Genomic DNA, 23197 nt, shown 5'->3' on the forward strand with positions numbered 1-23197 from the left:
GTGCCTCGAAGGATGTACGGCCCGGATGCATCTCGGCCGTTCATCCTTCGAGGCTCCCAACGCGATGCGTTCGCATCGCGGTGCTCGCGCCTCAGGACGACGGGGAGAAAGCAGGGCGTAATTCATGGACCTGATCGCCAACCACATCTCGCACCACTTCGGCGATCTCGCCGTGCTCGACGATGTCTCCTTCACGGTGAGCGCCGGCGAGGTGGTGGCGATCGTGGGTCCTTCCGGTTGCGGCAAGAGCACGCTGCTGTCGATCCTCGGCGGGCTGCTGCAGCCATCCTCGGGCGCGCCCGAACTGCGCGGCGCGCCGCCGGCGGATAGCCTCAATCCGCTCACCTTCGTGTTCCAGGACTTTGCGCTGCTGCCCTGGGCCACGGTGGAGGAGAACGTCGAATTCCCGTTGCTGCACACCCAGCTTTCGGCCACGCAGCGGCGCGCGCTGGTCGAGGATGCCTTGCGTCGCACGGGGCTGACCGATTTTCGCAAAACCTATCCAAAGCAGCTGTCCGGCGGCATGCGCCAGCGCGTCGGCATTTCGCGCGCGCTCGCAGTCAAGCCCGCGATTCTGTTGATGGACGAGCCGCTGTCGGCGCTGGACTCGCAGACGCGCGAGCTCTTGATGGAAGATTTCGTCCGCCTGCTCGCCGATGGCGGCATGGGTGCGGTCTATGTCACGCATAATCTCGAAGAGGCCGCGCGCCTTGCCGATCGCATTGTGGTGCTGTCGCGGCGGCCCGGCCGTATTCGCGAGGTCGTGGCGGTGCCGATGACACGCACTGAGCGCGGCGACATCGCTGCACGTGAACAGCTGCTCGCGCTACAGAACCAGATCTGGTCGCTGATCCGCAACGAGGCGATCGATGCCGAACGCGAGGTCCAGCATGCTTGATCGCGCGACCGGGACGTCGGCCAACGAAACCACGCGGCGCGTGCGCTTCCGCGGCGCGGGCTTCGTGCCTGCGTCGAGCCGGTTCGGCGGCTGGATCGCGCTCGCCCTCGTGATCGCGATCTGGCAAGCGGCTGGCAGTGCCAGGCTCGTCAATCCGTTGTTCCTGCCGGCGCCCTCGGCGATCGTGCGCGCGATCTACGAGCTCGCGGTGTCGGGCGCGCTCTGGCAGCATCTCTCGGCCTCGCTGCTGCGCATCGGCGTCGGCTGGCTGCTCGGCACCGCGGCTGGCGTCGTGGTCGGCTTTGCCATCGGCCTGTCGCGGCTGGCGCGCAGCGTCGGCATCACCTTCATCTCGGCGCTGTTCCCGATTCCCAAGATCGCGCTGCTGCCGCTGTTGATCCTCTGGCTCGGCATCGGCGAAGAGCCGAAGATCGCGACGATTGCGCTCGGCGTGTTCTTCTCCACCGCGATCTCGGTCTATAGCGGTGTCGATGCCGTGCCGCGCAATCTCATTCGCATGGCGCAGAGCTTCAACGTGCCCTTTGCCACCATCGTGCGCAAGGTGGTGTGGCCCGGCGCGCTGCCCGCGATCCTCGCCGGCTTCCGCATCACGGCGTCGGTGGCGCTGCTGCTCGTCGTCAGCGCCGAGATGATCGGCGCCCAATTCGGCATCGGCGCCTTCGTGCTCCAGGCCGGTAATCTGATGCAGACGGATCAACTGCTCGCGGGCGTGGTGATCCTGTCGGTGTTTGGCCTCGCAGTCGGCAAGCTGATCGGCTGGCTGGAAGTGCGGCTGTTGCACTGGCGGTAGCCAAAATCACCGCCGCCGTAGGGTGGGCAAAGCGTAAGCGTGCCCACCATCCTTCATGAGTCGCGAAGACGTGGGCACGGCGCAAGTGCGCCTTTGCCCACCCTACGGGACCGTCACGCCTCACGCATTCCCGCGATCCTCGCGAAACAGATCCAGCTTCTGCTGCACCGGCCGGTCCGAGAAGCTGAACAGCACCGCGTCCTCATCCGCCTCGTGCGTCACCCATTGCCAACTCGGCACCACGAACAGATCGCGCGGGCCCCATTCGAACACGGCATCGCCGATGCGGCTGCGACCCCTGCCCTCGATCGGGCAGAACACCGTCGCATCCGTCGCGCGGTAGCGCGCAGTCTTGAAACCCTTCGGCAGCAGCTGGATGAAGGTCCCGATGGTCGGCATCGCGAAATCGCCGGTCTCCGGGTTGCTGAATTTCAGCTTCAGCCCGTGACAGGCATCCCACTCCTGGCCGGTCCGCGCTTTCTCCAGGGCTTCGCGGGTGTAGGCATAGGGATAGCTGAAGATCGGCGAGGTCTTCGAGGACCGCTTCACGTCGACCGGCAAGAGATTGTGGCCATAGCGGGCGAAGCTGTCGCCAGCCGGCTTGGTGATCTTCTGCTGGTCTTGCTTGGCGCCTTCCGCAAAGGAGCAATCGAAGAACTGCACCAGCGGAATGTCGAGGCCGTCGAGCCAGAACATCGGATCACTGGTCTCGTTGGAATGATCGTGCCAGGTCATCGACGGCGTGATGATGAAGTCGCCGGGCTCCATCGCGGTGCGCTCGCCGTCGACGGCGGTGTGAGCGCCCTTGCCTTCGAGCACGAAGCGCAGCGCCGATTGGCTGTGCCGATGTGCGGGCGCGACGTCGCCGGGCACCACCATCTGCACGCCGGCATAGAGCGAAGTCGTGATCTTGGACTGGCCGCGCAGGCCCGGGTTCTCCAGCACCAGCACGCGCCGCTCGGCTTCCTTGGCCGTGATCAGCCGGCCTGCCTCCGTCATGTAGTCGCGGATCACGTCGAACTTCCATAAGTGAGGCCGACAGGCGCTCTTCGGCTCCGGCGTGATCAGATCGCTCATCACCGTCCACAGCGCGGTGAGATTCTCGCCGTCGATCTTCTTGTAGAACGCCTCGCGTTCCGGCGTCTTGGTCACGGCTTCCATGATGAGCCTCCCGTTCGTCTTGTCGATTGACAGTATACTTACAATCTAGTTAGCGTCAACTTGACGAACGACACACAAGGTCGTTGTCATTCCGGGGCGCGCCGCAAGGCGCGAGCCCCGGAACGACAGAGAGGGAGGGCTTCCGATGAAGCTGCACGGCTATTTCCGCTCCAGCGCCGCCTATCGCGTCAGGATCGCGTTGAATCTCAAGGGTCTCGGCGCCGAGCATCTGCCGCATCACTTACGCAAGGGCGAGCAACGCGCGCCCGCCTATCTCGCCATCAATCCGCAAGGCCTGGTGCCGGCTCTGGAAAGCGACACGGGAGCGGTACTGACCCAATCCGTCGCGATCATCGAGTGGCTCGATGAGACACACCCGAATCCGCCGCTCCTGCCAAGGGACCCCTTGCAGCGGGCCAAGGTGCGGGCCTTCGCGCTGGCGATCGCCTGCGACACCCATCCGGTGCAAAATTTGAAGGTGCTGGCGCGGCTGCGCGAACTTGGTTTGTCCGAGCAGAAAGTGCAGGACTGGGCCGCCTGGGTCAATCGCGAGGGGCTGTCGGCCTGCGAGACCCTGATCAAAGAAGAGCCGGGGCCATTTTGTTTTGGCGCTGCGGCGACGCTCGCTGATCTCTGCCTGGTGCCGCAGCTCGCCAATGCGCGCCGCTTCGGCGTCGATGTCGCGGCCTATCCGCGCCTGCTCATGGCCGAGGCCGCCGCCAAGGCGCTGCCGGCCTTCGCCAACGCAGCACCGGAGAAGCAGCCCGATGCCGAGTAAGCCGCTGCCTCCGATCACGATGGACGCGGTCTATGCTGCGCCGGGCTATCTGTTCCGGCGCATGCAGCAAATCGCGGTCTCGATCTTCATGGAGGAGTGCAAGGCGTTCGATCTCACGCCGGTGCAATATGCGGCGCTGATCGCGATCCACACCCATCCCGGCATCGACGCGACGCGGCTGTCGGCGGTGATCGCCTTTGACCGCTCCACGCTCGGCAGCGTCATCGAACGTCTTCAGGCCAAGAATTTTATCGAGCGCAAGCCGGCAGCCGAGGACAAGCGCATCAAGCTGCTCTATCTGACCAAGCCGGGCGTCGCGATCCTGCGCGAGATCATCCCCGCAGTCGAACGCGCCCAGGCGCGCATGCTGGAGCCGCTCAAGCCGACGGAGCGCAAAGCGCTGATGGGGCTGATGTCGCAGCTCGTCGAGCTCAACAACGAAGCCTCGCGCGTGCCGCTGCGGGCCGAGGACGCGCTGGAGCATTTGGGCAAGGTAGGTTGAGGGGGAGACGATACCGTCGCCTCATCCCCAGATCTTGTAGGGTGGGCAAAGGCGCCCTTGCGCCGCGCCTACCACGTCTCTCCAACAGATCGGAAGTCGTGGGCACGCTTCGGTTTGCCCACCCTACGATTGCTCGCGTCTCATGCCGTCGCCTCGCCCGCTGCGTCTCCGCCGTTCTTCTCGGCCTCGTAGCGTGCCATGAAGGCCGGCGACATCGCGCGCAGCCGGGAATCGTCGATGCGGCCGGAGCGGGTGATGTAGCTATAGGCGAAGTCCATGAGGCCAAGCTGCATGTGCTGGGCGAAATGCTCGTACCAGAACGCGCTGGTGCGTGCGGCATTGACCAGCTTTTGCACCACCGGCTTGCGCGCGGCCTGGTAGCGATGCAGCGCGGTCGACAGATGGGCATCCGATTCCAGCGCCTTGACCAGCGCGATCGCGTCCTCGATCGCAAGCCTCGTGCCCGAGCCGATGGAGAAGTGCGCCGAGTGCAGCGCGTCCCCAATCAGCACCATGTTCTTGAATGACCAGTGCTCGTTCCAGACCCAGGGGAAATTGCGCCAGACCGATTTGTTGGAGACCAGGCAGTGGCCGCCGAGCGTGTCGGCGAACACCTCCTCGCACACGCCCTTGGACTGCTCGACGTCCTTGTAGGCGAAGCCGTAGGCCTGCCAGGTTGCGTGATCGCACTCGACCAGGAAGGTGCTCATGTTGGGCGAATAGCGATAATGGTGCGCATTGAAGGCGCCGCGGTCGGTCTTCACGAAGGTCTGCGACAGCGTGTCGAAGCGCTTCGAGGTGCCGTACCAGACGAATTTGTTGGAGGAGTAGGACAGCGACGTGCCGAAATCGCCCTCATAGGCGCGGCGCACCAGCGAGTTGAGGCCGTCGGCGGCGACGATCAGATCGTGGCCGTTGAGCTGGTCGATCGTCTGGATCTGGGTGTCGAAGCGCGAGGTGACGCCGACGTCGAGCGCGCGTTGCTGCAGGAATTGCAGGAGCTCCAGCCGCCCGATCGAGGAGAAGCCGACGCCGTCGATGGCAACGCTGTCGCCGCCGAGATTGAGCGTGATGTTCTCCCAGCTCTCCATATGCGGCCCGATCGCATCGACCGTCTCGGGGTCGTCGGCGCGCAGGAATTCCAGCGCCTGGTCGGAGAACACGACGCCAAAGCCCCAGGTCGCGTCGGCCGGGTTCTGTTCGAACAGGTCGACTTGATCCTCGGGATGACGCTTCTTCCAGAGATAGGCGAAGTAGAGCCCGCCGGGTCCCCCGCCAATCACGGCGATCCGCAAATCCTGCCTCCCTAATTGGCAGTATACTTACTGTCTCAGGGGTAGACTAACGGGCTGCGGTGTCCCACGCCAGCGGAACTCAAGGCGAGGTGCGCCGCAGCACGGCCGCAGCCACCCGCCTCGCGCGTGCCAAAGCCGTCAGTTATGAATCATAGCCAAACCGCGCCGGATTGACCACCCGGGTGTCAGACGCAGCGCTTCACGTAGACCCCGTTCACCAGCACCCTGGTACAGCGAACCACTGGCACCGGGTGACGAACCGCGACGGCGCCGTTCGGACCGGCGCAACCGGCGCGGTAGACGCCGCGCGCGCACACCACAGCGTTGGCATTGGAGGATTCGAAGGTCATGGTCGCCGCGAAGGCGAACAATGCAGACGCAATCAGCAGAAATGCACGCATGTGGTCTCTCCCGGTCTTGTCGCGATTGAAATCTGATATCGGCAACGGATGAGTCGCAAGGAGCGCACGAAAATTCACGCGCCGCCCAACATCGATGACGATGCGCGCTGGCGTGCCGCTCACCGCGCAGCGAATGGTGCGAGCACGTCCTTGCAGGCCGGCGACAGCGACGCTGCATTGCCGGCGATGCATTGCACGATGCGGCCGCCACCCGGGGCGACGCCGGCACAGAGCGAGCGGATGTCCGCGCCGCAAGCGGAGCGCACGATGAACAGCTCTTCGCGCGGCAGCAGCGGGCGCAGAACGATCACGGCGGGCGCGGCGGCCGGCGCTGCTGCGGGCGCGGCGCCAGTTGCCGGCGCGGCAGTCGCTGCGCCGCCACCGGCCGCAGCGGTCACCGCTTTCGCGCAGGCCGCCGAAACCTTGGCCTTGTTCTTCTCGAGGCATTCCAGCGCGGGAGCGCCGCCGGGCGGCACGCTGGCGCAAACCTTGGGATAATCGGCGCGGCATGCGCTCTTGACCGCGGCGACCTGCGCGCTGGCCGGTTGTTTGGCCGCTTCTGCCTTCGGGGCAGTTTCGGCGGCCGGCTTCGCCGCGGGTTCGGCGGTGGGCGCCGCTTCGGTCTTTGCAGGCTCAGATTTGGCGGGCTCAGATTTGGCAGGTTCGGATTTTGCCGGCGCAGCTTCGGTCTTGGGTGCTGCCGCCGGCTCGACCGCGCGAACCGCGGTCTGGCATCCCGCTGACAGGCTCGACATGTGGCTCTGGAGGCATTGATACGCTTCGACGCCACCGGGCGTCACGCTCGCGCAATGCGCCATGAAATCCGAGCGGCATGCGGAGCGGATCGCGCTCTTCTGGGCCTCGGTCTGCGCGAACGCGCTTGTTGCAGTTGCGAAGAAAGCCGCGGCGAGCAACGCGTGACGCGTCGATGCATGTTTCAACGTGTTGAACATTTGGGTGATTTCCTGCCCTGTCGGTAACGCCGATGATTTTTTGAAATGCCGTACAAATGCAATCGTCGCGAGTGATGCCTCGCGAGCGGTATCTTGGCTGCTTTGGCCACTACCGCAAGTAGATAATGCCCGCGGAATTGCGACGTAACTACGTCGCTAGAGCTTGACCATGCGCTTGCCGCGGTTCTCGCCGGCCAGCAGTCCGATCAGAGCCTTCGGCGTGTTGTGCAATCCGTCGATGATGTCTTCCTGCACCTTCAGCTTGCCGGATTTCACCCAGGCCTGCAGATCAGCGAGGGCGCGCTGGCTCTCCTTCATGTAGTCCATCACGATGAAGCCCTGCATCACGAGCCGCTTCACCACGATCAGGCCGGGCACGCCGCGCGGGCCATGGGCCGAAGGCGTGCCGTCATATTGCGAGATCGCGCCGCAGCAGGCGATGCGGCCGTAATTGTTCATTTGTGGCAGGCAGGCTTCCAGAATGTCGCCCCCGACATTGTCGAAATAGACGTCGATGCCTTTGGGAGCTGCTGCGCGCAGCGCCTTGAACACCGCACCGTCCTTGTAGTCGACGGCCGCATCGAAGCCGAGCTCGGAGGTCAGCCAGTGGCACTTGTCGGCGCCGCCGGCGATGCCGACCACGCGGCATCCCTTGATCTTGGCGATCTGTCCGACGATCGAGCCGACCGAGCCCGCGGCGGCCGAAACCACGACCGTCTCGCCCTCCTTGGGCTTGCCGACCTCGAGCAGGCCGAAATAGGCGGTGAGGCCGGCGATGCCGAACACGCTGAGCAGATGCGTCATCGGCTCGAGCTTCGGCATTTTCGTCAATTGCTTTGCCGGTACTGCTGCAAACTCCTGCCAGCCGGTATCGCCGAACACGATGTCGCCGGGCGCAAGCTCGGGCGCCTTCGAGCTGACCACCTCGGCAAGGCCGCCGCCGGCCATCACGCTGTTGGGTTCGACCGCCGAACGGTAAGTCGCGCCGTGCATCCAGGCGCGGTTGGCGGCATCGAGCGAGATGTAGCGCACGCGCAACAGGGCTTCGCCGTCCTTCGGTTCCGGCAGTTTGCCATCGACCATCTTGAAGTGCTCGGGGCCGAGCTTTCCGCTCGGCTTCTCCACCAGAAGAATTTGGCGATTGATGCTCCCGGTCATGGCGGTCCCTCTCTGATTGTTTGATGTTTATTGAAGCACTTGCCGCAAACAAAACGTGCAAGCCGCATTCGTTGTGCGCTGCATGCAGGCTAGATCGCTACGTCCCGTTTCGCAACGGGAACATCCGGCAGGCGATCGCACGCAAAGCGTGTTGCGTCGCTGTCATATCTGCGACATCATGAAGCGGTCGGTGTCGTGGGGGTTCTTTCAATGTCGAACAGGTTTACGCAATACATCCTGGCCGCGATGGTGCTCGGCATCATCATGGGTTCGGCGATCTACAATTTCCTGCCCGACACGCGCGGCGACTGGGCCTCCTCCATCAACCTGATCGCCGTGATCTTCCTGCGCCTGATCAAGATGATCATCGCGCCGCTGGTGTTCGCGACCCTGGTCGGCGGCATCGCCCATATGGGGTCGGGCTCCAAGCTCGGGCGCATCTTCGCCAAGACCATGGGTTGGTTCATCAGCGCATCCTTCGTCTCGCTGCTGCTCGGCCTCGTGATGGTCAATCTGCTGCAGCCCGGCGCGAACTTCCCCGGTACGCTGCCCGCGGCGGGACAATCGACCGGCCTGCCGGTCTCGGCCTTCTCGATCGAGAAATTCCTGACCCATCTGATCCCGACCTCGATCGCGGACGCGATGGCGCAGAACGAGATCCTTCAGATCGTGATCTTCGCCGTATTCTTCTCGGTGGCGATGGGCGCATTGCCCGAGCGTTCCAAGCAGCTCCTGTCGCTGATCGACGATGTCGGCCACATCATGCTGAAGGTGACCGGCTATGTGATGCTGTTTGCGCCGTTCGCGGTCTGGGCTGCCATCACTGCGACGGTCGCCAAGAACGGCCTGCTGGTGCTCTGGAAGCTCATCGTGTTCATGGGCGGCTTCTATCTGTCGCTGTTCATCCTCTGGGGCATCCTGGTGGTCGTCGGCTTCGTCGTGATCGGGCCGCGCTATAGCCATCTCCTGAAGCTGATCCGCGAGCCGCTGATGATCGCGTTCTCCACCGCGAGCTCGGAGGCGGCCTACCCGAAGACGCTCGAAGGCCTCAACCGCTTCGGCGCCTCCTCGCGCATCTCGAGCTTCGTGCTGCCGCTCGGCTATTCGTTCAATCTCGACGGCACGATGATGTATTGCACTTTCGCCAGCGTCTTCATCGCGCAGACCTACCACATCGACATGTCGCTCGGCACGCAGCTCGCGATGCTGGCGACCTTGATGATCACCTCCAAGGGCGTCGCCGGCGTGCCGCGCGCCTCCCTCGTGGTGATCGCCTCGACGCTGTCGCAGTTCGGCATTCCCGAGGCGGGGCTGTTGATGATCATGGGTATCGACACCTTCCTCGACATGGGCCGCAGCGCCACCAACGTGATCGGCAACACGCTGGCGACCTCGGTGGTGGCGAAGTGGGAAGGCGAGCTCGGGCCCGAGCATGCGATGGGGCCGGGCGATGCCGTACCTGAAGACATGGTGCCGGGTGAAGTGCCTGCGATGGCCGGTCATTGACGGGAGTGCGTCATGCGCCCTTTGACGGCGATTTCGAGCGGCCTGTTGCTGGCAGCGTGTCTGCTGGCGTCTGGTGCCTCCGCCCAGACCGGCGGCAGCGAAGGGCTTAGCCCGACGCTGTCGGCCATCAAGAAAGCGCACGCCGTGCGGCTCGGCTATCGCGAGAGCTCGCCGCCGTTCTCGTTCCTCGACCCGTCGGGCCGGCCGATTGGTTACAGCCTTGAGCTCTGCGAGGCCATCGTCGAGGAGATCGGCGTCGAGGTCGACGACCCCAATCTCAGAATCGACTACGTCAAGGTCACCTCGGACGATCGCATCGACGCGGTGCTCCAGAACAAGATCGATCTGGAATGCGGCTCGACCACCGCGAATTCCGAGCGCGCCAAGCGCGTCGCGTTTTCGCCGCTGATGTTCGTTGCCGGCACCAAGCTGATGGTGCCGAAGGCCTCCAGCGTCCAGCAGCTGGCGGACCTGAAGGGCAGGACCGTCGTGGTGACGAAGGGCACCACCAACGAGCAGGCGGTCCAGGCGGCCGACAAGAAGCTGTCGCTGGGCCTGAACATTGTTGTCGGCGCCGACCACGAGCAGTCGTACCAGATGCTGGTCGAGGGCAAGGCTGACGCGTTTGCGACCGACGACATCCTGCTCTCGGGGCTGATCGTTCGCCACAAGTCGCAGGACAAGTTCCGCGTAACCGGCGATTATCTGTCCTACGATCCCTATGGCATCATGTTCCGCAAGGGCGAGCCGCAGCTCTCCGCCGTGGTCGAGCGCACCTTCCGCAAGCTCGGCTCCAACCACGATCTCGTGCCGCTCTACAACAAATGGTTCATCGCACGCATGCCGACCGGCGAGAAAATGAACGTGCCGATCTCGCTGCAGCTGGAAGAAGCGTTCAAGGCGATGGACGATTCCGCTAGCGCGAATAATTAGCTCGCGATTCCGTCATCCCCGCGCAATGGCTTAGCCATTGCGCGGGGGTGACGGTGATGGATTGGTGCTCGGGGAAGCATCCCCAAACACCCGATCCAGCGCCGCGCCATACGTCGCCTGCACCAGCTCCGGATGCAGCTTGCTCAGCGCTTCCATCATCACGCCGGAATTGATCTCCAGCACCTTCCACGCGCCATCGACGCGCACCACGTCGATTGACGCAAAGCGGATGCCGATGGCGCGCGCAGCGTCGACCGCGAGCTTCACGCAAGCCGTGCGCACCGCGCCGTCCGCCAGCAACACCGGCTTGGCGCCGGCATCCAGATTGTGCCGCCAATCCGAGCCACGCTGCTTGCTGTAGACGATGCGGGGCACATCATCGAGCAGGATCACACGGACCTCGTCCTCGATTGCGACATAAGGCGAGATCACGAGCCCGGTGCTCATCGAAAAGACCTCGTTCGTCGCGTGGTCGAGCTCCGCCGCCGTCGTCACCTTGAACACCGAGCGCCCCGACGTGCCCTCGTTCGGCTTCACCACCACGCCCTGCGGATGGTCGTGAAGCAGCTCGAGCATGGCCTCGCGCCAGCCGAGGCCGACAACCTTCTCGCCCAGCTTCGGGTTGAGGAAGAGGTGATGGGAAATGCAGGGCACGCCTTGCAGCGACAGCGCCTCCGTGGCGGCGGATTTGTCGTTGGCGAGCCGATGCGCGATCGCACTGTTGAGGCCGATGTCGTAGCCGAAGGCGAAGCGGCGCTGGTCGTCCCGGCGCATCGCGATCAGCCAGCCTCCGGCGCGGACATCGACCTCGATGTCGTGCGCCGCGCAATAGCGCCTGATGGCTTGGACGAAGGTCCGTTCACTGCTTGCCATGTATTTCGATCGTTCCGGGCGCCAAAAGCCGCAAAAATGCGGGAAATGGCGCCAAAGTGGGGTGAAAGTCAGAGCTATTCTTAATGAAATTCTCGCGAGCGCGATGGAAATTAAGTGCTGCTTTCAGGTCCGAAAGGGAAAAGAAATTGCCCTTTGCGCGCGCCGGACAGCAGATCCGTTCATGATGTGATCATTTCCGCCGCAAATGCCTGATTGACCGGCATCAATTGCATCCGGAACGAGGTTGATTATTGGTCTCAATGGCGTAGATCACACACGCGAAATCCTCCGCCATGGCAAATGGTGTCCGCCCGTTTTCAGGGCCGGGCAACGCTTTTGCCCGAAAACCGCAAGACATTCGGAATATCGAAAATCATGAGCGCGTTTTACCGAGAGAAGGTTCTTTCCGTCCAGCACTGGACCGACACACTGTTCAGCTTCCGCGCCACGCGCGACACCGGCTTCCGCTTCCAGAACGGCCAGTTCGCCATGATCGGGCTCGAGGTCGACGGCCGCCCGCTGCTGCGCGCCTACAGCATGGCCAGCGCCAATCACGAGGAAGAGCTCGAGTTCTTCTCGATCAAGGTGCAGGACGGCCCGCTCACCTCGCGCCTGCAGAAGATCAAGGAAGGCGACACCATCCTGGTCGGCCGCAAGGCGACCGGCACGCTGATCACCGACAACCTCATCCCCGGCAAGCGGCTGATGCTGCTCTCGACCGGCACCGGCCTTGCGCCCTTCGCCAGCCTGATCAAGGACCCCGAGGTCTATGAGCAGTTCGAGAGCATCGTGCTCGTGCACGGCTGCCGCCAGGTCTCCGAGCTCGCCTATGGCGAGAAGCTGGTCGCGAATTTGCGCGAGGACGAGCTGTTCGGCGAGCTGCTCGCCGACAAGCTGATCTATTATCCGACCGTGACCCGCGAGCCGTTCCGCAATCGTGGCCGCATCACCGACCTCATCAACTCCGAGCAGATCTTCAACGATATCGGGCAGTCGCCCCTCAACATCGAGACCGACCGCATCATGATGTGCGGCAGCCCGGCGATGCTGGAAGAGCTGAAGGCGATGTTCGAGAGCCGTGACTTCGTCGAAGGAAGCGGCAACAAGCCCGGCCATTTCGTGATCGAGAAGGCGTTCGTCGAGCGCTGATTGGCGCTCGCTCTCGGTATCGTGCTGGCGAAAGCCAGGATCCATCGCCACCGAGTCGAATTGGGCGAAGGCTGGTCGTTGTCGGTCTTCGCGCAGCCCCGTTGAGGGGGAATGGGTCCTGGCTTTCGCCAGGACGACGGCGATGGCTACAGCCTCCTGGCCGGCCAGCTGCTCCTTCCATCCCCGCCTCTGCTGCAGTGCAATAGGCTCACCTCTCGGTGGATTGATTTTTCTCGGGCGAATTCGCTAGCCTGAAACAAGCGCTGCGTCATATCCGTATGACAGGCGCGGGCGTATCGTTCCGCCTGATGCTGGCGAGAGGGTGGGAATCGTGGCCGACAACAACAAGACGCAGGAACCGCCCAAACGTTTGCCGTTGGCGGAAGAGGGGATCATGGAGACCCTTCTGCTGCCATTCTCGCCGCGCTTCATCGTCCTGACGATCTGCGCCGTCATCACCGCACTCCTGATCGGCATCGCTATCGCCGACCGCAGGATCTTCGACATCCTGCTGGTCCCGATCTGCATCTTCGGCGCGCTGACGCTGCTCGGCGTCCGCGACCTGATGCAGAAGAGCCACGCGGTGCTGCGCAACTACCCGATCTCCGCGCATATCCGTTTCCTCCTGGAGGAAATCCGCCCGGAGATGCGGCAGTACTTCTTCGAGAGCGAGAAGGACGGCATGCCGTTCTCGCGCGACACCCGCGCGGTGGTCTATCAGCGCGCCAAGATGCAACTCGACAAGCGTCCGTTCGGCACCCAGGAGGATGTCTATCGCGAAGGCTATGAGTGGATGCATCACTCGGTTGCGCCGAAGGCGCATGCCGAGGAGAAGTTTCGCGTCACCATCGGCGGGCCGGACTGCGCAAGGCCCTATTCGGCCTCGGTGTTCAACATCTCGGCGATGAGCTTTGGCGCGCTCAGCCCCAATGCCGTGCGCGCACTCAATGCCGGCGCCAGGAAGGGCGCTTTCGCCCATGACACCGGCGAGGGCGGCTTCAGCCCCTATCACGCGGAGATGGGCGGTGACGTCATCTGGGAGATCGGCTCCGGCTATTTCGGCTGCCGCCATCGCGACGGCAGCTTCGATCCGGAGGCGTTCGCGCGGGTTGCGAGCCGGGACCAGATCAAGATGGTCGAGCTCAAGATCAGCCAGGGCGCCAAGCCCGGCCATGGCGGCGTGCTGCCGGCGGCAAAGGTCTCGGAGGAAATTTCCAAGATCCGCGGCGTCGCGATGGGCGAGGATTGCATTTCGCCGGCCTCGCATCGCGCCTTCTCGACTCCCACCGGCATGATGCAGTTCGTCGCCGAGATGCGACGGCTTTCAGGCGGCAAGCCGGCCGGCTTCAAGCTCTGCATCGGCCACCCCTGGGAATTCCTGGCAATATGCAAGGCGATGCTGGAGACCGGCATCTATCCCGATTTCATCGTGGTCGACGGCAATGAAGGCGGCACCGGTGCGGCGCCGCTGGAATTCATGGACCATTTGGGCATGCCGATGCGCGAGGGCGTCAATTTCGTCCACAACGCGCTGATCGGCATCAACGCGCGCGACCGCATCAAGATCGGCGCATCGGGCAAGATCGCGACCGCCTTCGACATGGCCCGCGCGATGGCGATCGGCGCCGACTGGTGCAATTCGGCGCGCGGCTTCATGTTCTCGCTCGGCTGCATCCAGTCGCTGAGCTGCCACACCGACCGCTGTCCGACCGGTGTCGCGACCCAGGATCCGACCCGGGCACGCGCGCTCTACGTGCCGCTCAAGATCGACCGCGTGGCCAACTATCACCACGCCACGCTGCACTCGCTGACCGAGCTGATCGCTGCCGCCGGCCTCGAACATCCGCAGGAGCTGCGCCCGATCCACTTCAGTCAGAGGACGTCGACGACCAAGGTGCAATCCTTTGCCCAGCTCTATCCGGCGCTGCGGCCGGGCGAGTTGCTCGAAGGCACCGAGGATCCGCGGTTTCGTGATGCCTGGCGGCTGGCCCAGGCGGCGTCGTTCCAGCCACTGCCGTGAGGGTTTCCGTGCCATACCAGGGGTCGCGGTGGCCTAAATTTGCTGGCATCGGGGTTGCGTTTTAACTCTTGTGTCAGCTTAGGGTGTAAAATGTTCCGATGGACGAAGAACGACGCAACAAGGCCAGGCACCGCGTATTGAAGGCCGGAACCATTGAGTTCGGCGGCGGCGCGATTGATTGCACCGTCCGCAATTTCTCCGACACCGGCGCCGCCCTGGACGTTACCAGTCCGGTCGGCATTCCCGAGCATTTCACCCTGAATATCAAGGTCGAGGGTGTGCACCTGCCCTGCACGGTGGTTTGGCGCAAGGAGAAGCGGATCGGGGTGCGGTTCGGGTGAGGCCTTGCGCTTGCTGCGCGCGGCAAATTACCCCGTCTCCACCTCACCCCGCCGGCTCGCCAGAATCTTGTCGATCCGTCGGCCGTCGAGATCGACCACCTCGATGTGCCAGCCGGCGAAGTCGAAGGCGTCGCCGACATGGGGCAGCACGGTGAATTGCTGCAGCACGAGGCCGGCTACCGTGTTGTAGCGGTGATGCGGCGGCAGCTCGACGCTCAAGAGCTCGCCGAACTCGTCGACCGGCATCCAGCCCGAGACCAGCAGCGAGCCGTCCGCGCGCCTGACATAGGCCGGCTCCGGTGGGCCTTCCTCGGAATGGAAGGCGCCGACGATCGATTCCAGAATATCAGCCGCCGTCACCACGCCTTCGAAGGCGCCGTATTCGTCATGGACGAGACCGAGATGCACGGGCGCGGCCTTCAAAATCGCGAGCACGTCGCGCGCGTCCGCGGATGCCGGAATGATCGGCGTCTCGCGCACCAGCGCGCGCAGATCGGGCGTGCGCTCGCGCATATAGGCGACCAGCAGATCCTTGGCCTGGAGCACGCCGATCGGCTTGTCGCGATCGCCGTCGCAGACCGGAAAACGCGAATGCGGGCTCCTGGTGATCAGCGCCTGGATCGCCGCCTGATCGTCGTTCAGGTCGATCTCGTCGACCTCCGTGCGCGGCGTCATCACGGCGCCGACCGGGCGGTCGCCGAGCCGCATCACGCCCGCGATCATTTCCTTCTCGCCGGGCTCGAGCACCCCGGCGCTTTCGGCCTCGTTGACGAGATGATGGATCTCGTCCTCCGACACTTTCTCTTCCGCCTTGCCGCCACGACCGAGCAGGGTGAGGATCAGCTTGCCGGAGAGGTCGAGCAGAAACACCAGCGGCAGCGAGACCCGCGCCAGCACGTGCATCGCGGGCGCAACCTTCACTGCGATGCTCTCGGGGTCGCGCAGCGCCACCTGCTTCGGCACCAGCTCGCCGACGATCAGCGTCGCGTAGGTGATGATGGTGACGACGATGCCGACACCGACAATGTCGGCAATGCCAGAGGACACGCCGAGTTCGACCAGCCATTGCGTCAGCCGCTGCCCGAGCGTCGCGCCGGAGAAGGCGCCGGAGAGCACGCCAACCAGCGTGATGCCGATCTGCACGGTCGACAGGAACTTGCCGGGATCGGCGGCCAATGTCAGCGCGCGCTCGGCACCGCGCACGCCTTTGGCGGCCAGCACCGACAGCCGCGCCGGGCGCGATGAGACCACAGCCAGCTCCGACATGGAGAGCAGGCCATTGATGACGATCAGGACGACGACGATGATGAGTTCGACGGAGAGCATTGACCTTCCAAGGTAAGGGAGTGTGGCGGCTCGACCGCGCTGATATAGGTATTCTGGGGGGAAAATGCCGGCATTCTGTCGCATCATGCGCCGCCGTTCGCGCGCCCCCGTCCATCTGACACTCCGCGGAACTACGGAACCGTGCTTAACGGGCTCTTAGCCGCCGCCCGTTAGATTTTCTGACAATTTGCAGAAATCTGTTCGAGGACCTGAGGATGCGGATAGGGAAGCTTTTCGCGCTGTCGATGCTGACGGTGACGGTTTTTGCGGTCATCCTTGGCGCCGAGGTGCTGATACCCCAGGCCCGCATCTTCACCGACCGATCCGACGCGATCAAGCGAGTCGACGCGTTCGGCACGATCCTCATGGTCAGCCAACACGTCGCCGGCCTGCGTGCCCCCTACATCTCTCCCATCTTTCAGGAGGGAGCTGCGACGCAGGCTCAGACCGACGCCACGACCAAGGCTGCGAAAGCGGCCGAAGCCTCCTTCGAGAGCGCAAGGCGCGCCCTTCTGATGCTGGATGACGGCGCTCCGATGGCCGAAAACCTCGACCGCACAGCGCGGCGGCTGAAGGACATCACCACCGCTGCAGACCGCGCGATGAGCGTTCCTCTCGCTGCGCGCGACAGCGCTGCGATCAAGGGCTTCCTTCCCGCCGTTGCCGAGGTCATCGCCGGCATCGAACCGATCATGAACCGGCTGGAGGGAAGGGTCGTGGATGCCGATTCCTCGCTGGCGGCGCTGTTGAGCCTGGCCCGGACGGCGCAGGATCTTCGCGTCTCGGCCGGCAATCGCGCCGCGACATTGGCCCCGGCGTTGACCGCACATCGACCGCTGGTGACGGCTGAGTTCTCTCTGATGGATCGCATGCAGGGGCGTGTGGAGGCCGATCGCGAGCGGATCGCGGCCGGCATCGACCAGCTCGGCAATCCGCCGCGCATCGCCGCCGCGTTCAAGGCGGCGAGCGAGTCCTATTTTGGAAGAGCTGCGCCGGTAGTTGAAAAGGAGATGCCCGCTGCGCGCGCCGACGGCAAGTACGGCATCACCAACGATGAGTTTGCCAACGTGATCGTGCCTGCCATCCAGATGTTCTTCGGAGTGCGCGACGCCGCCCTGGCGGAAGCGGCCGAGCGCGCCTCGGCTGCCCGCAGCGGTGCGCTGGCGATGCTCGCGCTCGCGGCCGTTGCCGTGCTCGCGTTGCTCGGCACGCTGGCCGGTGTGACCATGATGCTGCGTCGCCGCGTTGTGACGCCGCTGGCGAAGCTGGCGGGCGTGATCGGCACACTCGCCGCCGGACAACACGAGGTCGAGATTCCGGCCACCGGCCGCGACGACGAGATTGGTCAGGTCGCCGGCTCGTTGCGGCATTTCAAGGATTCGCTGCTCGCTCAAAAATCTGCAGATGCGGCCGCTGCGGTCGAGGCCGAGGCGAAGCTCAAGCGCAGCCAGCGCATGGACCAGATCGCGCGCGATTTCGAGGCCATGATCGGCGACGTCATCAACACGGTCGCGTCGGCCTCCTCGGAGCTGGAGATTTCAGCGGGAACGCTGACGAGCGCCGCCGATCAATCGGAAAAGGTCACCGCCACCGTCGCGGCGGCCTCCGAGCAGGCCTCCACCAACGTGCAGACCGTTGCGGCAGCGGCGGAGGAGATGGCCTCGTCGGTCGACGAGATCGGCCGGCAGGTTCAGGACTCCGCGCGCGTCGCCGGGGAAGCCGTGCAGCAGGCCGAGCGGACCAACGATCATGTCGGCGAGCTCGCCAAGGCGGCGGGGCGGATCGGTGACGTCGTCGAGCTGATCAGCCAGATCGCGGGCCAGACCAACCTTCTCGCCCTCAACGCCACCATCGAGGCGGCGCGGGCCGGGGAGGCCGGACGCGGCTTCGCGGTGGTCGCCTCCGAGGTCAAGGCGCTGGCCGAACAGACGGCCAAGGCCACCGGCGAAATCAGCCAGCAGATCTCAGGCATCCAGGCCGCGACCGAGGAGTCCGTCGGCGCCATCAAGGCGATCAGCGACACGATTACGAGGATGTCGGAGATCGCATCCGCGATCGCCTCGGCGGTCGAGGAGCAGGGCGCGGCGACACGCGAGATTTCCCGCAACGTGCAGCAGGCTGCGCGCGGCACCCAGCAGGTTTCCGCCAGCATCGTCGACGTGCAGCACGGCGCAAACCAGACCGGATCGGCATCCGCCAACGTCCTCGCGGCAGCCAGATCGCTGTCCGGCGAAAGCACCCGTCTCAAGAGCGAGGTCGGAAAGTTCCTGGACGCGATCCGAGCCGCGTAAGACGCGTGCTCAGAACTCCCCGTGCAGCCGTCCCGAGAACACCGAGACCGGCCCGCGATCGGCATTGTAGGCGGGATTGACGATGAGCTGGTAGTCGGCGGTAAACGTCAGCGCCTTGTTCAGCGCATAGGCGTAATAGGTTTCCAGCACGCGCTCGTTCCGGTAGTTGAGCGCGCCGTCGCCGATCAGCGGACCGAGACCGCCGGCGGCGATGAAGTCACGATGGTCCTGCGAGAGGCCGTTGACGGCGCCAGCGATGGCGACGACGTCGTCGGGCCGGCCCCATTTGGTGCCCTTCACCGAGACGCCGCCGGATAGGCTGCGGTCGATATCGGTGAAGGCCATGATCTCGTTGCGGCCGTCGTTCCAGCTCCAGCGGCCGAACACGCCGATGTCATCGGTGATCGACTGTTCGAGGTTGAGCGCATAGCCGTATTTGAGGCGGCCGCGCCGGGTCTGGGTGATGTCGACGCCGAACGCGGGGTTGTCCAGCGTCTCGCGATAGCTGCCCGAGAAGGCGCTGTTGACGAAGCCGAGCGTGCGCAGCTTGCCGGGCCGGCCGAACAGCGAATAGCGCGTCTCAAGCTCCACGACATATTCGCCGCGACGGCCGATGTTCATGTCGAAATTGTTCGAGTTGGATACGGCGTCCATCAGGAAGTAGCCGCCGCGCAGTGCCCATTGCTTCTGGTTCAGCTCGGCGGTGGCGCCATAGCCCAGGCCGAGCTTGTCGGCGGCATAATCGAAAGCGCCGGACGCCCAGATCGACCAGTTCATGAAGTCTTTGCGCGGATCGTGCGCGTAGGCATTGCCGTCGAACACGTCGACCACGGAGAACTTGCCGACCTGCAAGGTCAGTCGCGAGATGTCGGCCTTGCCGGCGAGTTGAAGCTGGCCGCTGGCAAGCTCCTCCTGCTCGCCGCCGAAGCCGAAGGTCTGGCGCACGAACAGCCGCGAGGCATTGAAGTGCGGATAGGGGAAGCCGGATTTCTGCGCTTCGCCATTGGGAAAGCCCCCCGCGCCCGTGGTGTTGTTGAAGCCGAATCCCTGCAATAGCTCCGGATTGAAATAGACCTCGCCGCCGTCCCACAGCCGCGCATTGAGATAGAGCGAATTGCTCCAGGTCTGCTGGAAATCCGGCGACGGGAGCAGGCTGTTCGTTCCGGTATAGGGCGCGTGGAACGCCGGGTAGCCCTGCCCCAGCACGGTCGACTGGCCGTGAATCTCCCAGCGGCTCGATTCGGTGTCGGTGATATCCGACTTCGGATTATAGGTCGGCATATCAGGCCAATCGATCTTGCGATTGAGGCCGATCCGCAGGCTCTGGAAATCCATCGACGACGAATATTGCCCGCCTGATGGGAACGTGACGTTGGCGTGCTCGAACTTGCTGTAGAGATATTCGAGCCGCGCGCTCCAGTGCGGCGCGAAGGCGTATTCGACGCCGCCGCCCGCGATCCAGCCGAACCGGGTGTTCAGCACCTTCTCTTCATTGCCGCCCGTCGGCGTCGAGAGAAAGCGCTCGCCGGCGAAGGCCGCGCCGCCGGTCGCGTAGAACAGCCAATTGCCAGTGCTGTAACCGAGACGGGCGCGCAGGCTCGCGACATAGTCCCAGCGCTCTTCCGCGCTCGACAGCGCCGTCGCAGCCGACGACACGACATGGTTGGAGGGCAGGTAGTTCGGAAAGGAGATGTCGCCCTCCAGGCCGAGCAGCAGGCCAGAGTTCAGGCGCCAATTATAACCGGCTTGCACGCCCCCGGTCGCGCCGGTGAAGACGTTGTTGTCGGTTGCAACGGTGGGATCGGTCAGCGTCGCCGACGAGGTGCCGCGGGTGACGCCGACATGCGCGCCGATATAGAAGCCGGTCCAGTCATAGACAGCCTTCAGCGCTGGCGCCTTCAGGGGCAGGTCGGCGGCGCTGGAGGCCGCGGGAAAAGCCAGCACGCCGGCGGTGATCGCCGCCGCCGTCCGCCGCAACTGCTGTCGGTGACTTCTCAACGTCAAAACGCACGCCCCCAAGCAAGCCCCCAAAGACGCGAATGTAACCCAGCCGCCGCGACATCCCTGCCGATTCGCGACGACCCTGTCATCAGGGTCCTGGCTGTTCACGCGATCGAACGAGATGAACTCGTTTCGACGCGATTTCATCCCCGCCCCGCACTCGTCCAGAATTTATTGCTAATAATTCGCAATAGCAACTCGTGCAGAATGTCGCAGCGGATGGTTGGCATCCTTATGTGACGGTATTGCCACAAACTCCCGGCCCGGAAAAAGGATGACCCCCTCCCGGGGCCAAACTTTTTGGATAACGCGCGCCGGCGGGCGGAACGCAGCTAGCAGCCGCGGCAGATGCCCTTGATCTTCTTGGCGAGCAGCGCGTCCTCTTTCTTCGCGTCATCATTGGCCATCGGATTGTTCGCCGCCGGGTCGATCGCCGCCGGACTTTTGGCCGGCGGGCCAAACGTCGCCGGAGTGTTCGACAGCCACCGCTCCTGCCAGAGCTTCTCTCCGATCGTGCAGAGAATCCGCGGCTCCTTGTCACCGGGCCGGGCAGTCGATCCATTCGGCGTGCGGCCCGCAACCACAAGCGCCAATTGGGTCCGGGTCGCATCGTTGAAGTTTCCGCGATCGGTGATCGGTAAAGCAAAGGCACCTGAGCCTCCGATCACACAATCCTCATAGTACCAATCGAGATGGTCCATGTGGTTGATATCAGTTGGACCGAGCGGTGCAGTGGTCATCACAGGCAGGGCGGTGATGACGATGCCCTTCTGCACTGCTGTGTCACGCGCTGTGGCGACGGGACCGCCATTGTTGTTGGGGCCATCGCCCGAAATATCGATGACACAGCGTGCCCCGCGGCAGGGGTTCTGCTCGAACAGCGGCACGGCGAAATCGATCGCGCTCGAAATCGACGTGCGCGAGCCACGGCGGATCGGGGCCTGGCGGAGTTCAGTTGCCACGGCCTGCGCCGATTCCAATCCGTCAATCTGGCGCCAGGGGACGACGATCCTCTGATCGCTGGTGGATGCCCATTCGAAATAGGTCAACGCGATCTTGCCAATCGGGCCGGCCCGCAGGGATCGAAGAAATTCCGGCGATTCGATGGCCTTGGCAAAGCCTTCGCGTTGAGCTGCCAGGTCGGCCGGCTCCATCGAATACGAAACGTCGACGGCTATGACGAGTTCGAGGTCCACGGAGGGGTGGCCATCGTCCTGGGCCGCCGGCTGCGCAAATGCCTGCGTTGATGTCAGCGTTGCGATCAAGATCGATCCAATGACATCCCGCCAGTTCATGCTCGCTCTCCACCTGCCGGTTCGTATCGTGGCACGCGGAACGTGCAAGCGGAAGCAGCGGCCCGTCGCTATGGCCCGGAAAAAGGATGACCCCGCCCGGGGGGACAGCCGGGCGGGGTCGGGGGCACGACACGGGGTGGATGAGGCGCCCGTGCCGGACGCAGGATCCACGTAAGATCGGCCTCAGAATCTCGGATCAGTAGCAGGTACGAACGCGGCCGATGTACTGGCCGAAGGCGTTGTACTGGGCCACCCAGCCGCAGCGGTGATAGCCGTAGTAATAGGGTTCGTTGCTGGCGGCGATCGCGGTGCCGACGATGGCGGCGGTGGCGATGCCGGCGCCGACGCCCCAGCCCCAGCCGAGCGGCTTGGCTTGAGCGGTCGAGGTCGTGGAAGCGATAGCAGCGGTGATGGTGAGGGTCGCGAGAGCGACGGCGGCAATCCTGGTCTTGATCGACATGTGAAACTCCATCCGGGTTGAGGCGGCCGTTGTGGTCCGCGTGCCCAATTGGACGGAGGCTTGGCCGATCCGGTTCGAAGATGCTCGGCCCGGCTCGGAAAACCGGCGCTTTCGCCAGTGATTTCAGATGGATGTAGGCTAGCCGAGCGGGCCCTTGGCGAGCCTGCTCACGTCGAATTTATCGACCTCGGCGAGCAGCTCGCAAAAGGCGCGCGCGCCCTGGTCGAGCAGCTGCTCGCCTTTCTCGGGCACCGCCAGCGTGGCGTTGCCGACGGCGCCGCTCGCGTTGAGATCCTGCGCCTGCCAGGCAAAGGGTGCGGGCCGTTGGGTCGAGAGCCAGCGATATTGTTGCTCCATCGCGATGCTGCTCGCGGCAAAATCCGCGATCGCATCAGCGCGCACCTGGTCGGGATAGCGCGCCAGCATGATCGAGGTCTCGACCGCGCCACCGTGAATGCCATGGCGCACTTCATCCGATGGGAACAGCTTGTCGGCAGCCGACAGCCGCGACCACGACGTCGTCACCGCGAACAGTTTTTGATGCGCGCGAAGATCCTGCGCCACCAGCATCATCGCCGCGCTGTTGCCGCCATGGCTGGTGATGATGACGAGCTTTTTGACGCCACGTCGCGCGATGTCCTCGCCGATCCCGGTCCAGCGCCTCAGCGCCACTTCATTCGGCAGCGTCTGCGTGCCAGGATAGTCGATATGCTCGGTGGAGATGCCGACGCGTTCAATCGGCAGGAACGTCACCGGCAACGTCGCGGGCAGCAGCTCGCGCACGCGCGCCAGATAGGCTTCGGCGATCAGCACGTCGGTCTCGAGAGGCAAATGCGGGCCGTGCTGCTCGGTTGCCGCCAGCGGCAGCACCGCGATCCAGCGCGAAATGTCCGCATGGCTCGCATCGGCCCAGCGGATCTCCGTCCAGTCGCGGGAAGGCGTCATCAAGGTTTCTTTGCCCGAATTTGTCACGTAGTTTGGGTTATCAGGGGACGCGGGCCCGGCCGGTTCGCGTCCTCTGATATGTTGCGGTTTTATCGCGTTG

21 protein-coding genes are annotated in these 23197 nt (G+C 64.2%); 10 read left to right on the forward strand and 11 right to left on the reverse strand.

The features are described from left to right. Positions 1–124: 124 nt before the first annotated feature. On the forward strand, positions 125–898 hold the full coding sequence (locus XH80_RS40455) for an ABC transporter ATP-binding protein (RefSeq protein WP_220001341.1): 774 nt from the start codon (positions 125–127) through the stop codon (positions 896–898). Next, on the forward strand, positions 891–1709 hold the full coding sequence (locus XH80_RS40460) for an ABC transporter permease (protein WP_271603441.1): 819 nt from the start codon (positions 891–893) through the stop codon (positions 1707–1709). Before XH80_RS40455 ends, XH80_RS40460 begins: the two co-directional genes overlap by 8 nt. A 120-nt stretch (positions 1710–1829) precedes the next feature. On the opposite strand, the gene gtdA is transcribed toward XH80_RS40460, so the two are convergent. After that, positions 1830–2870: a gentisate 1,2-dioxygenase gene (gene gtdA, locus XH80_RS40465; RefSeq protein ID WP_271603442.1), complete on the reverse strand. Its 1041-nt coding sequence runs from the start codon at positions 2868–2870 to the stop codon at positions 1830–1832. Between the two features lie 145 nt (positions 2871–3015). On the opposite strand from gtdA, the gene maiA reads away from it, so the two are divergent. Both maiA and XH80_RS40475 read left to right on the forward strand, forming a co-directional pair. After that, on the forward strand, positions 3016–3648 hold the full coding sequence (maiA, locus tag XH80_RS40470; protein ID WP_271603443.1) for a maleylacetoacetate isomerase: 633 nt from the start codon (positions 3016–3018) through the stop codon (positions 3646–3648). Then, positions 3638–4150: a MarR family winged helix-turn-helix transcriptional regulator gene (locus XH80_RS40475; RefSeq protein ID WP_271603444.1), complete on the forward strand. Its 513-nt coding sequence runs from the start codon at positions 3638–3640 to the stop codon at positions 4148–4150. Before maiA ends, XH80_RS40475 begins: the two co-directional genes overlap by 11 nt. A gap of 140 nt (positions 4151–4290) precedes the next feature. On the opposite strand, the gene XH80_RS40480 is transcribed toward XH80_RS40475, so the two are convergent. From XH80_RS40480 to XH80_RS40495, 4 genes are all read right to left on the reverse strand, one after another. Beyond that, on the reverse strand, positions 4291–5445 hold the full coding sequence (locus XH80_RS40480; RefSeq protein WP_271603445.1) for an FAD-dependent monooxygenase: 1155 nt from the start codon (positions 5443–5445) through the stop codon (positions 4291–4293). Positions 5446–5630: 185 nt separating this feature from the next. Next, the gene (locus tag XH80_RS40485) at positions 5631–5846 is read right to left on the reverse strand and encodes a hypothetical protein (protein ID WP_271603446.1); all 216 of its coding nucleotides are present in this window, start codon (positions 5844–5846) and stop codon (positions 5631–5633) included. A gap of 119 nt (positions 5847–5965) precedes the next feature. Continuing rightward, positions 5966–6799 (reverse strand): cysteine rich repeat-containing protein, encoded by an 834-nt coding sequence (locus XH80_RS40490; protein ID WP_271603447.1) that lies wholly within the window; start codon positions 6797–6799, stop codon positions 5966–5968. A 156-nt stretch (positions 6800–6955) separates the two neighbouring features. Beyond that, complete coding sequence (locus XH80_RS40495) at positions 6956–7957, reverse strand: NADP-dependent oxidoreductase (RefSeq protein ID WP_271603448.1); 1002 nt, start codon at positions 7955–7957, stop codon at positions 6956–6958. A gap of 210 nt (positions 7958–8167) precedes the next feature. Here XH80_RS40495 and XH80_RS40500 point away from each other — a divergent pair, with 210 nt between their 5' ends. Both XH80_RS40500 and XH80_RS40505 read left to right on the forward strand, forming a co-directional pair. Continuing rightward, positions 8168–9463, forward strand: coding sequence for a dicarboxylate/amino acid:cation symporter (locus XH80_RS40500; RefSeq protein ID WP_057744391.1), 1296 nt, complete (start codon positions 8168–8170; stop codon positions 9461–9463). A gap of 12 nt (positions 9464–9475) precedes the next feature. Continuing rightward, positions 9476–10396, forward strand: a complete 921-nt coding sequence (locus XH80_RS40505; RefSeq protein WP_271603449.1) for an amino acid ABC transporter substrate-binding protein — start codon at positions 9476–9478, stop codon at positions 10394–10396. Between the two features lie 30 nt (positions 10397–10426). Here XH80_RS40505 and XH80_RS40510 read toward each other — a convergent pair whose 3' ends face one another. Continuing rightward, on the reverse strand, positions 10427–11269 hold the full coding sequence (locus XH80_RS40510) for an ATP-grasp domain-containing protein (protein WP_271603450.1): 843 nt from the start codon (positions 11267–11269) through the stop codon (positions 10427–10429). Positions 11270–11644: 375 nt separating this feature from the next. Between XH80_RS40510 and XH80_RS40515 the strand changes: the two genes are divergently transcribed. The 3 genes from XH80_RS40515 (at position 11645) to XH80_RS40525 (ending at position 14779) form a co-directional block, all read left to right on the forward strand. Next, entirely contained in the window at positions 11645–12418 is a 774-nt protein-coding gene (locus XH80_RS40515; protein ID WP_057744545.1) for a ferredoxin--NADP reductase, read from the forward strand. Between the two features lie 394 nt (positions 12419–12812). Continuing rightward, a complete protein-coding gene (locus XH80_RS40520; protein WP_271603451.1) occupies positions 12813–14438 on the forward strand; it encodes an FMN-binding glutamate synthase family protein in 1626 nt (541 codons plus the stop codon). 98 nt (positions 14439–14536) lie between these two features. Beyond that, a complete protein-coding gene (locus tag XH80_RS40525) occupies positions 14537–14779 on the forward strand; it encodes a PilZ domain-containing protein (RefSeq protein WP_271603452.1) in 243 nt (80 codons plus the stop codon). Positions 14780–14806: 27 nt separating this feature from the next. Here XH80_RS40525 and XH80_RS40530 read toward each other — a convergent pair whose 3' ends face one another. Beyond that, positions 14807–16105, reverse strand: coding sequence for a hemolysin family protein (locus XH80_RS40530; protein ID WP_271603453.1), 1299 nt, complete (start codon positions 16103–16105; stop codon positions 14807–14809). A gap of 215 nt (positions 16106–16320) precedes the next feature. Between XH80_RS40530 and XH80_RS40535 the strand changes: the two genes are divergently transcribed. Further along, on the forward strand, positions 16321–18396 hold the full coding sequence (locus XH80_RS40535) for a methyl-accepting chemotaxis protein (protein WP_271603454.1): 2076 nt from the start codon (positions 16321–16323) through the stop codon (positions 18394–18396). Between the two features lie 9 nt (positions 18397–18405). Here the strand turns inward: XH80_RS40535 and XH80_RS40540 are convergent, their stop codons facing one another. The 4 genes from XH80_RS40540 to XH80_RS40555 all read right to left on the reverse strand — a co-directional run bounded on the left by XH80_RS40540 (position 18406) and on the right by XH80_RS40555 (position 23097). Further along, positions 18406–20373 carry a carbohydrate porin gene (locus XH80_RS40540; RefSeq protein WP_271603455.1) on the reverse strand — a complete coding sequence of 656 codons (1968 nt, stop codon included), beginning with the start codon at positions 20371–20373 and terminating at the stop codon, positions 18406–18408. Positions 20374–20729: 356 nt separating this feature from the next. Beyond that, positions 20730–21692: a DUF1194 domain-containing protein gene (locus tag XH80_RS40545; protein WP_271603456.1), complete on the reverse strand. Its 963-nt coding sequence runs from the start codon at positions 21690–21692 to the stop codon at positions 20730–20732. Between the two features lie 196 nt (positions 21693–21888). Then, a complete protein-coding gene (locus tag XH80_RS40550; RefSeq protein ID WP_271603457.1) occupies positions 21889–22152 on the reverse strand; it encodes a hypothetical protein in 264 nt (87 codons plus the stop codon). 138 nt (positions 22153–22290) lie between these two features. Continuing rightward, positions 22291–23097, reverse strand: coding sequence for a creatininase family protein (locus XH80_RS40555; RefSeq protein WP_271603458.1), 807 nt, complete (start codon positions 23095–23097; stop codon positions 22291–22293). Positions 23098–23197: the final 100 nt, after the last annotated feature.

The organism is Bradyrhizobium sp. CCBAU 45384, assembly GCF_028128665.1.
Classification (GTDB): Bacteria; Pseudomonadota; Alphaproteobacteria; order Rhizobiales; family Xanthobacteraceae; genus Bradyrhizobium; species Bradyrhizobium manausense.

Excerpts from the sequence above, each read along its gene's own strand:
- XH80_RS40520 (WP_271603451.1), top strand. The coding sequence starts at position 12,813 with ATGGAGACCCTTCTGCTGCCATTCTCGCCGCGCTTCATCGTCCTGACG.
- XH80_RS40545 (WP_271603456.1), bottom strand. The coding sequence starts at position 21,692 with ATGAACTGGCGGGATGTCATTGGATCGATCTTGATCGCAACGCTGACA.
- XH80_RS40525 (WP_271603452.1), top strand. The coding sequence starts at position 14,537 with ATGGACGAAGAACGACGCAACAAGGCCAGGCACCGCGTATTGAAGGCC.
- XH80_RS40500 (WP_057744391.1), top strand. The coding sequence starts at position 8,168 with ATGTCGAACAGGTTTACGCAATACATCCTGGCCGCGATGGTGCTCGGC.
- XH80_RS40555 (WP_271603458.1), bottom strand. The coding sequence starts at position 23,097 with ATGACGCCTTCCCGCGACTGGACGGAGATCCGCTGGGCCGATGCGAGC.
- XH80_RS40495 (WP_271603448.1), bottom strand. The coding sequence starts at position 7,957 with ATGACCGGGAGCATCAATCGCCAAATTCTTCTGGTGGAGAAGCCGAGC.
- XH80_RS40475 (WP_271603444.1), top strand. The coding sequence starts at position 3,638 with ATGCCGAGTAAGCCGCTGCCTCCGATCACGATGGACGCGGTCTATGCT.
- XH80_RS40455 (WP_220001341.1), top strand. The coding sequence starts at position 125 with ATGGACCTGATCGCCAACCACATCTCGCACCACTTCGGCGATCTCGCC.
- XH80_RS40505 (WP_271603449.1), top strand. The coding sequence starts at position 9,476 with ATGCGCCCTTTGACGGCGATTTCGAGCGGCCTGTTGCTGGCAGCGTGT.
- maiA (WP_271603443.1), top strand. The coding sequence starts at position 3,016 with ATGAAGCTGCACGGCTATTTCCGCTCCAGCGCCGCCTATCGCGTCAGG.
- gtdA (WP_271603442.1), bottom strand. The coding sequence starts at position 2,870 with ATGGAAGCCGTGACCAAGACGCCGGAACGCGAGGCGTTCTACAAGAAG.
- XH80_RS40510 (WP_271603450.1), bottom strand. The coding sequence starts at position 11,269 with ATGGCAAGCAGTGAACGGACCTTCGTCCAAGCCATCAGGCGCTATTGC.
- XH80_RS40490 (WP_271603447.1), bottom strand. The coding sequence starts at position 6,799 with ATGTTCAACACGTTGAAACATGCATCGACGCGTCACGCGTTGCTCGCC.
- XH80_RS40535 (WP_271603454.1), top strand. The coding sequence starts at position 16,321 with ATGCGGATAGGGAAGCTTTTCGCGCTGTCGATGCTGACGGTGACGGTT.
- XH80_RS40515 (WP_057744545.1), top strand. The coding sequence starts at position 11,645 with ATGAGCGCGTTTTACCGAGAGAAGGTTCTTTCCGTCCAGCACTGGACC.
- XH80_RS40550 (WP_271603457.1), bottom strand. The coding sequence starts at position 22,152 with ATGTCGATCAAGACCAGGATTGCCGCCGTCGCTCTCGCGACCCTCACC.
- XH80_RS40460 (WP_271603441.1), top strand. The coding sequence starts at position 891 with ATGCTTGATCGCGCGACCGGGACGTCGGCCAACGAAACCACGCGGCGC.
- XH80_RS40485 (WP_271603446.1), bottom strand. The coding sequence starts at position 5,846 with ATGCGTGCATTTCTGCTGATTGCGTCTGCATTGTTCGCCTTCGCGGCG.
- XH80_RS40530 (WP_271603453.1), bottom strand. The coding sequence starts at position 16,105 with ATGCTCTCCGTCGAACTCATCATCGTCGTCGTCCTGATCGTCATCAAT.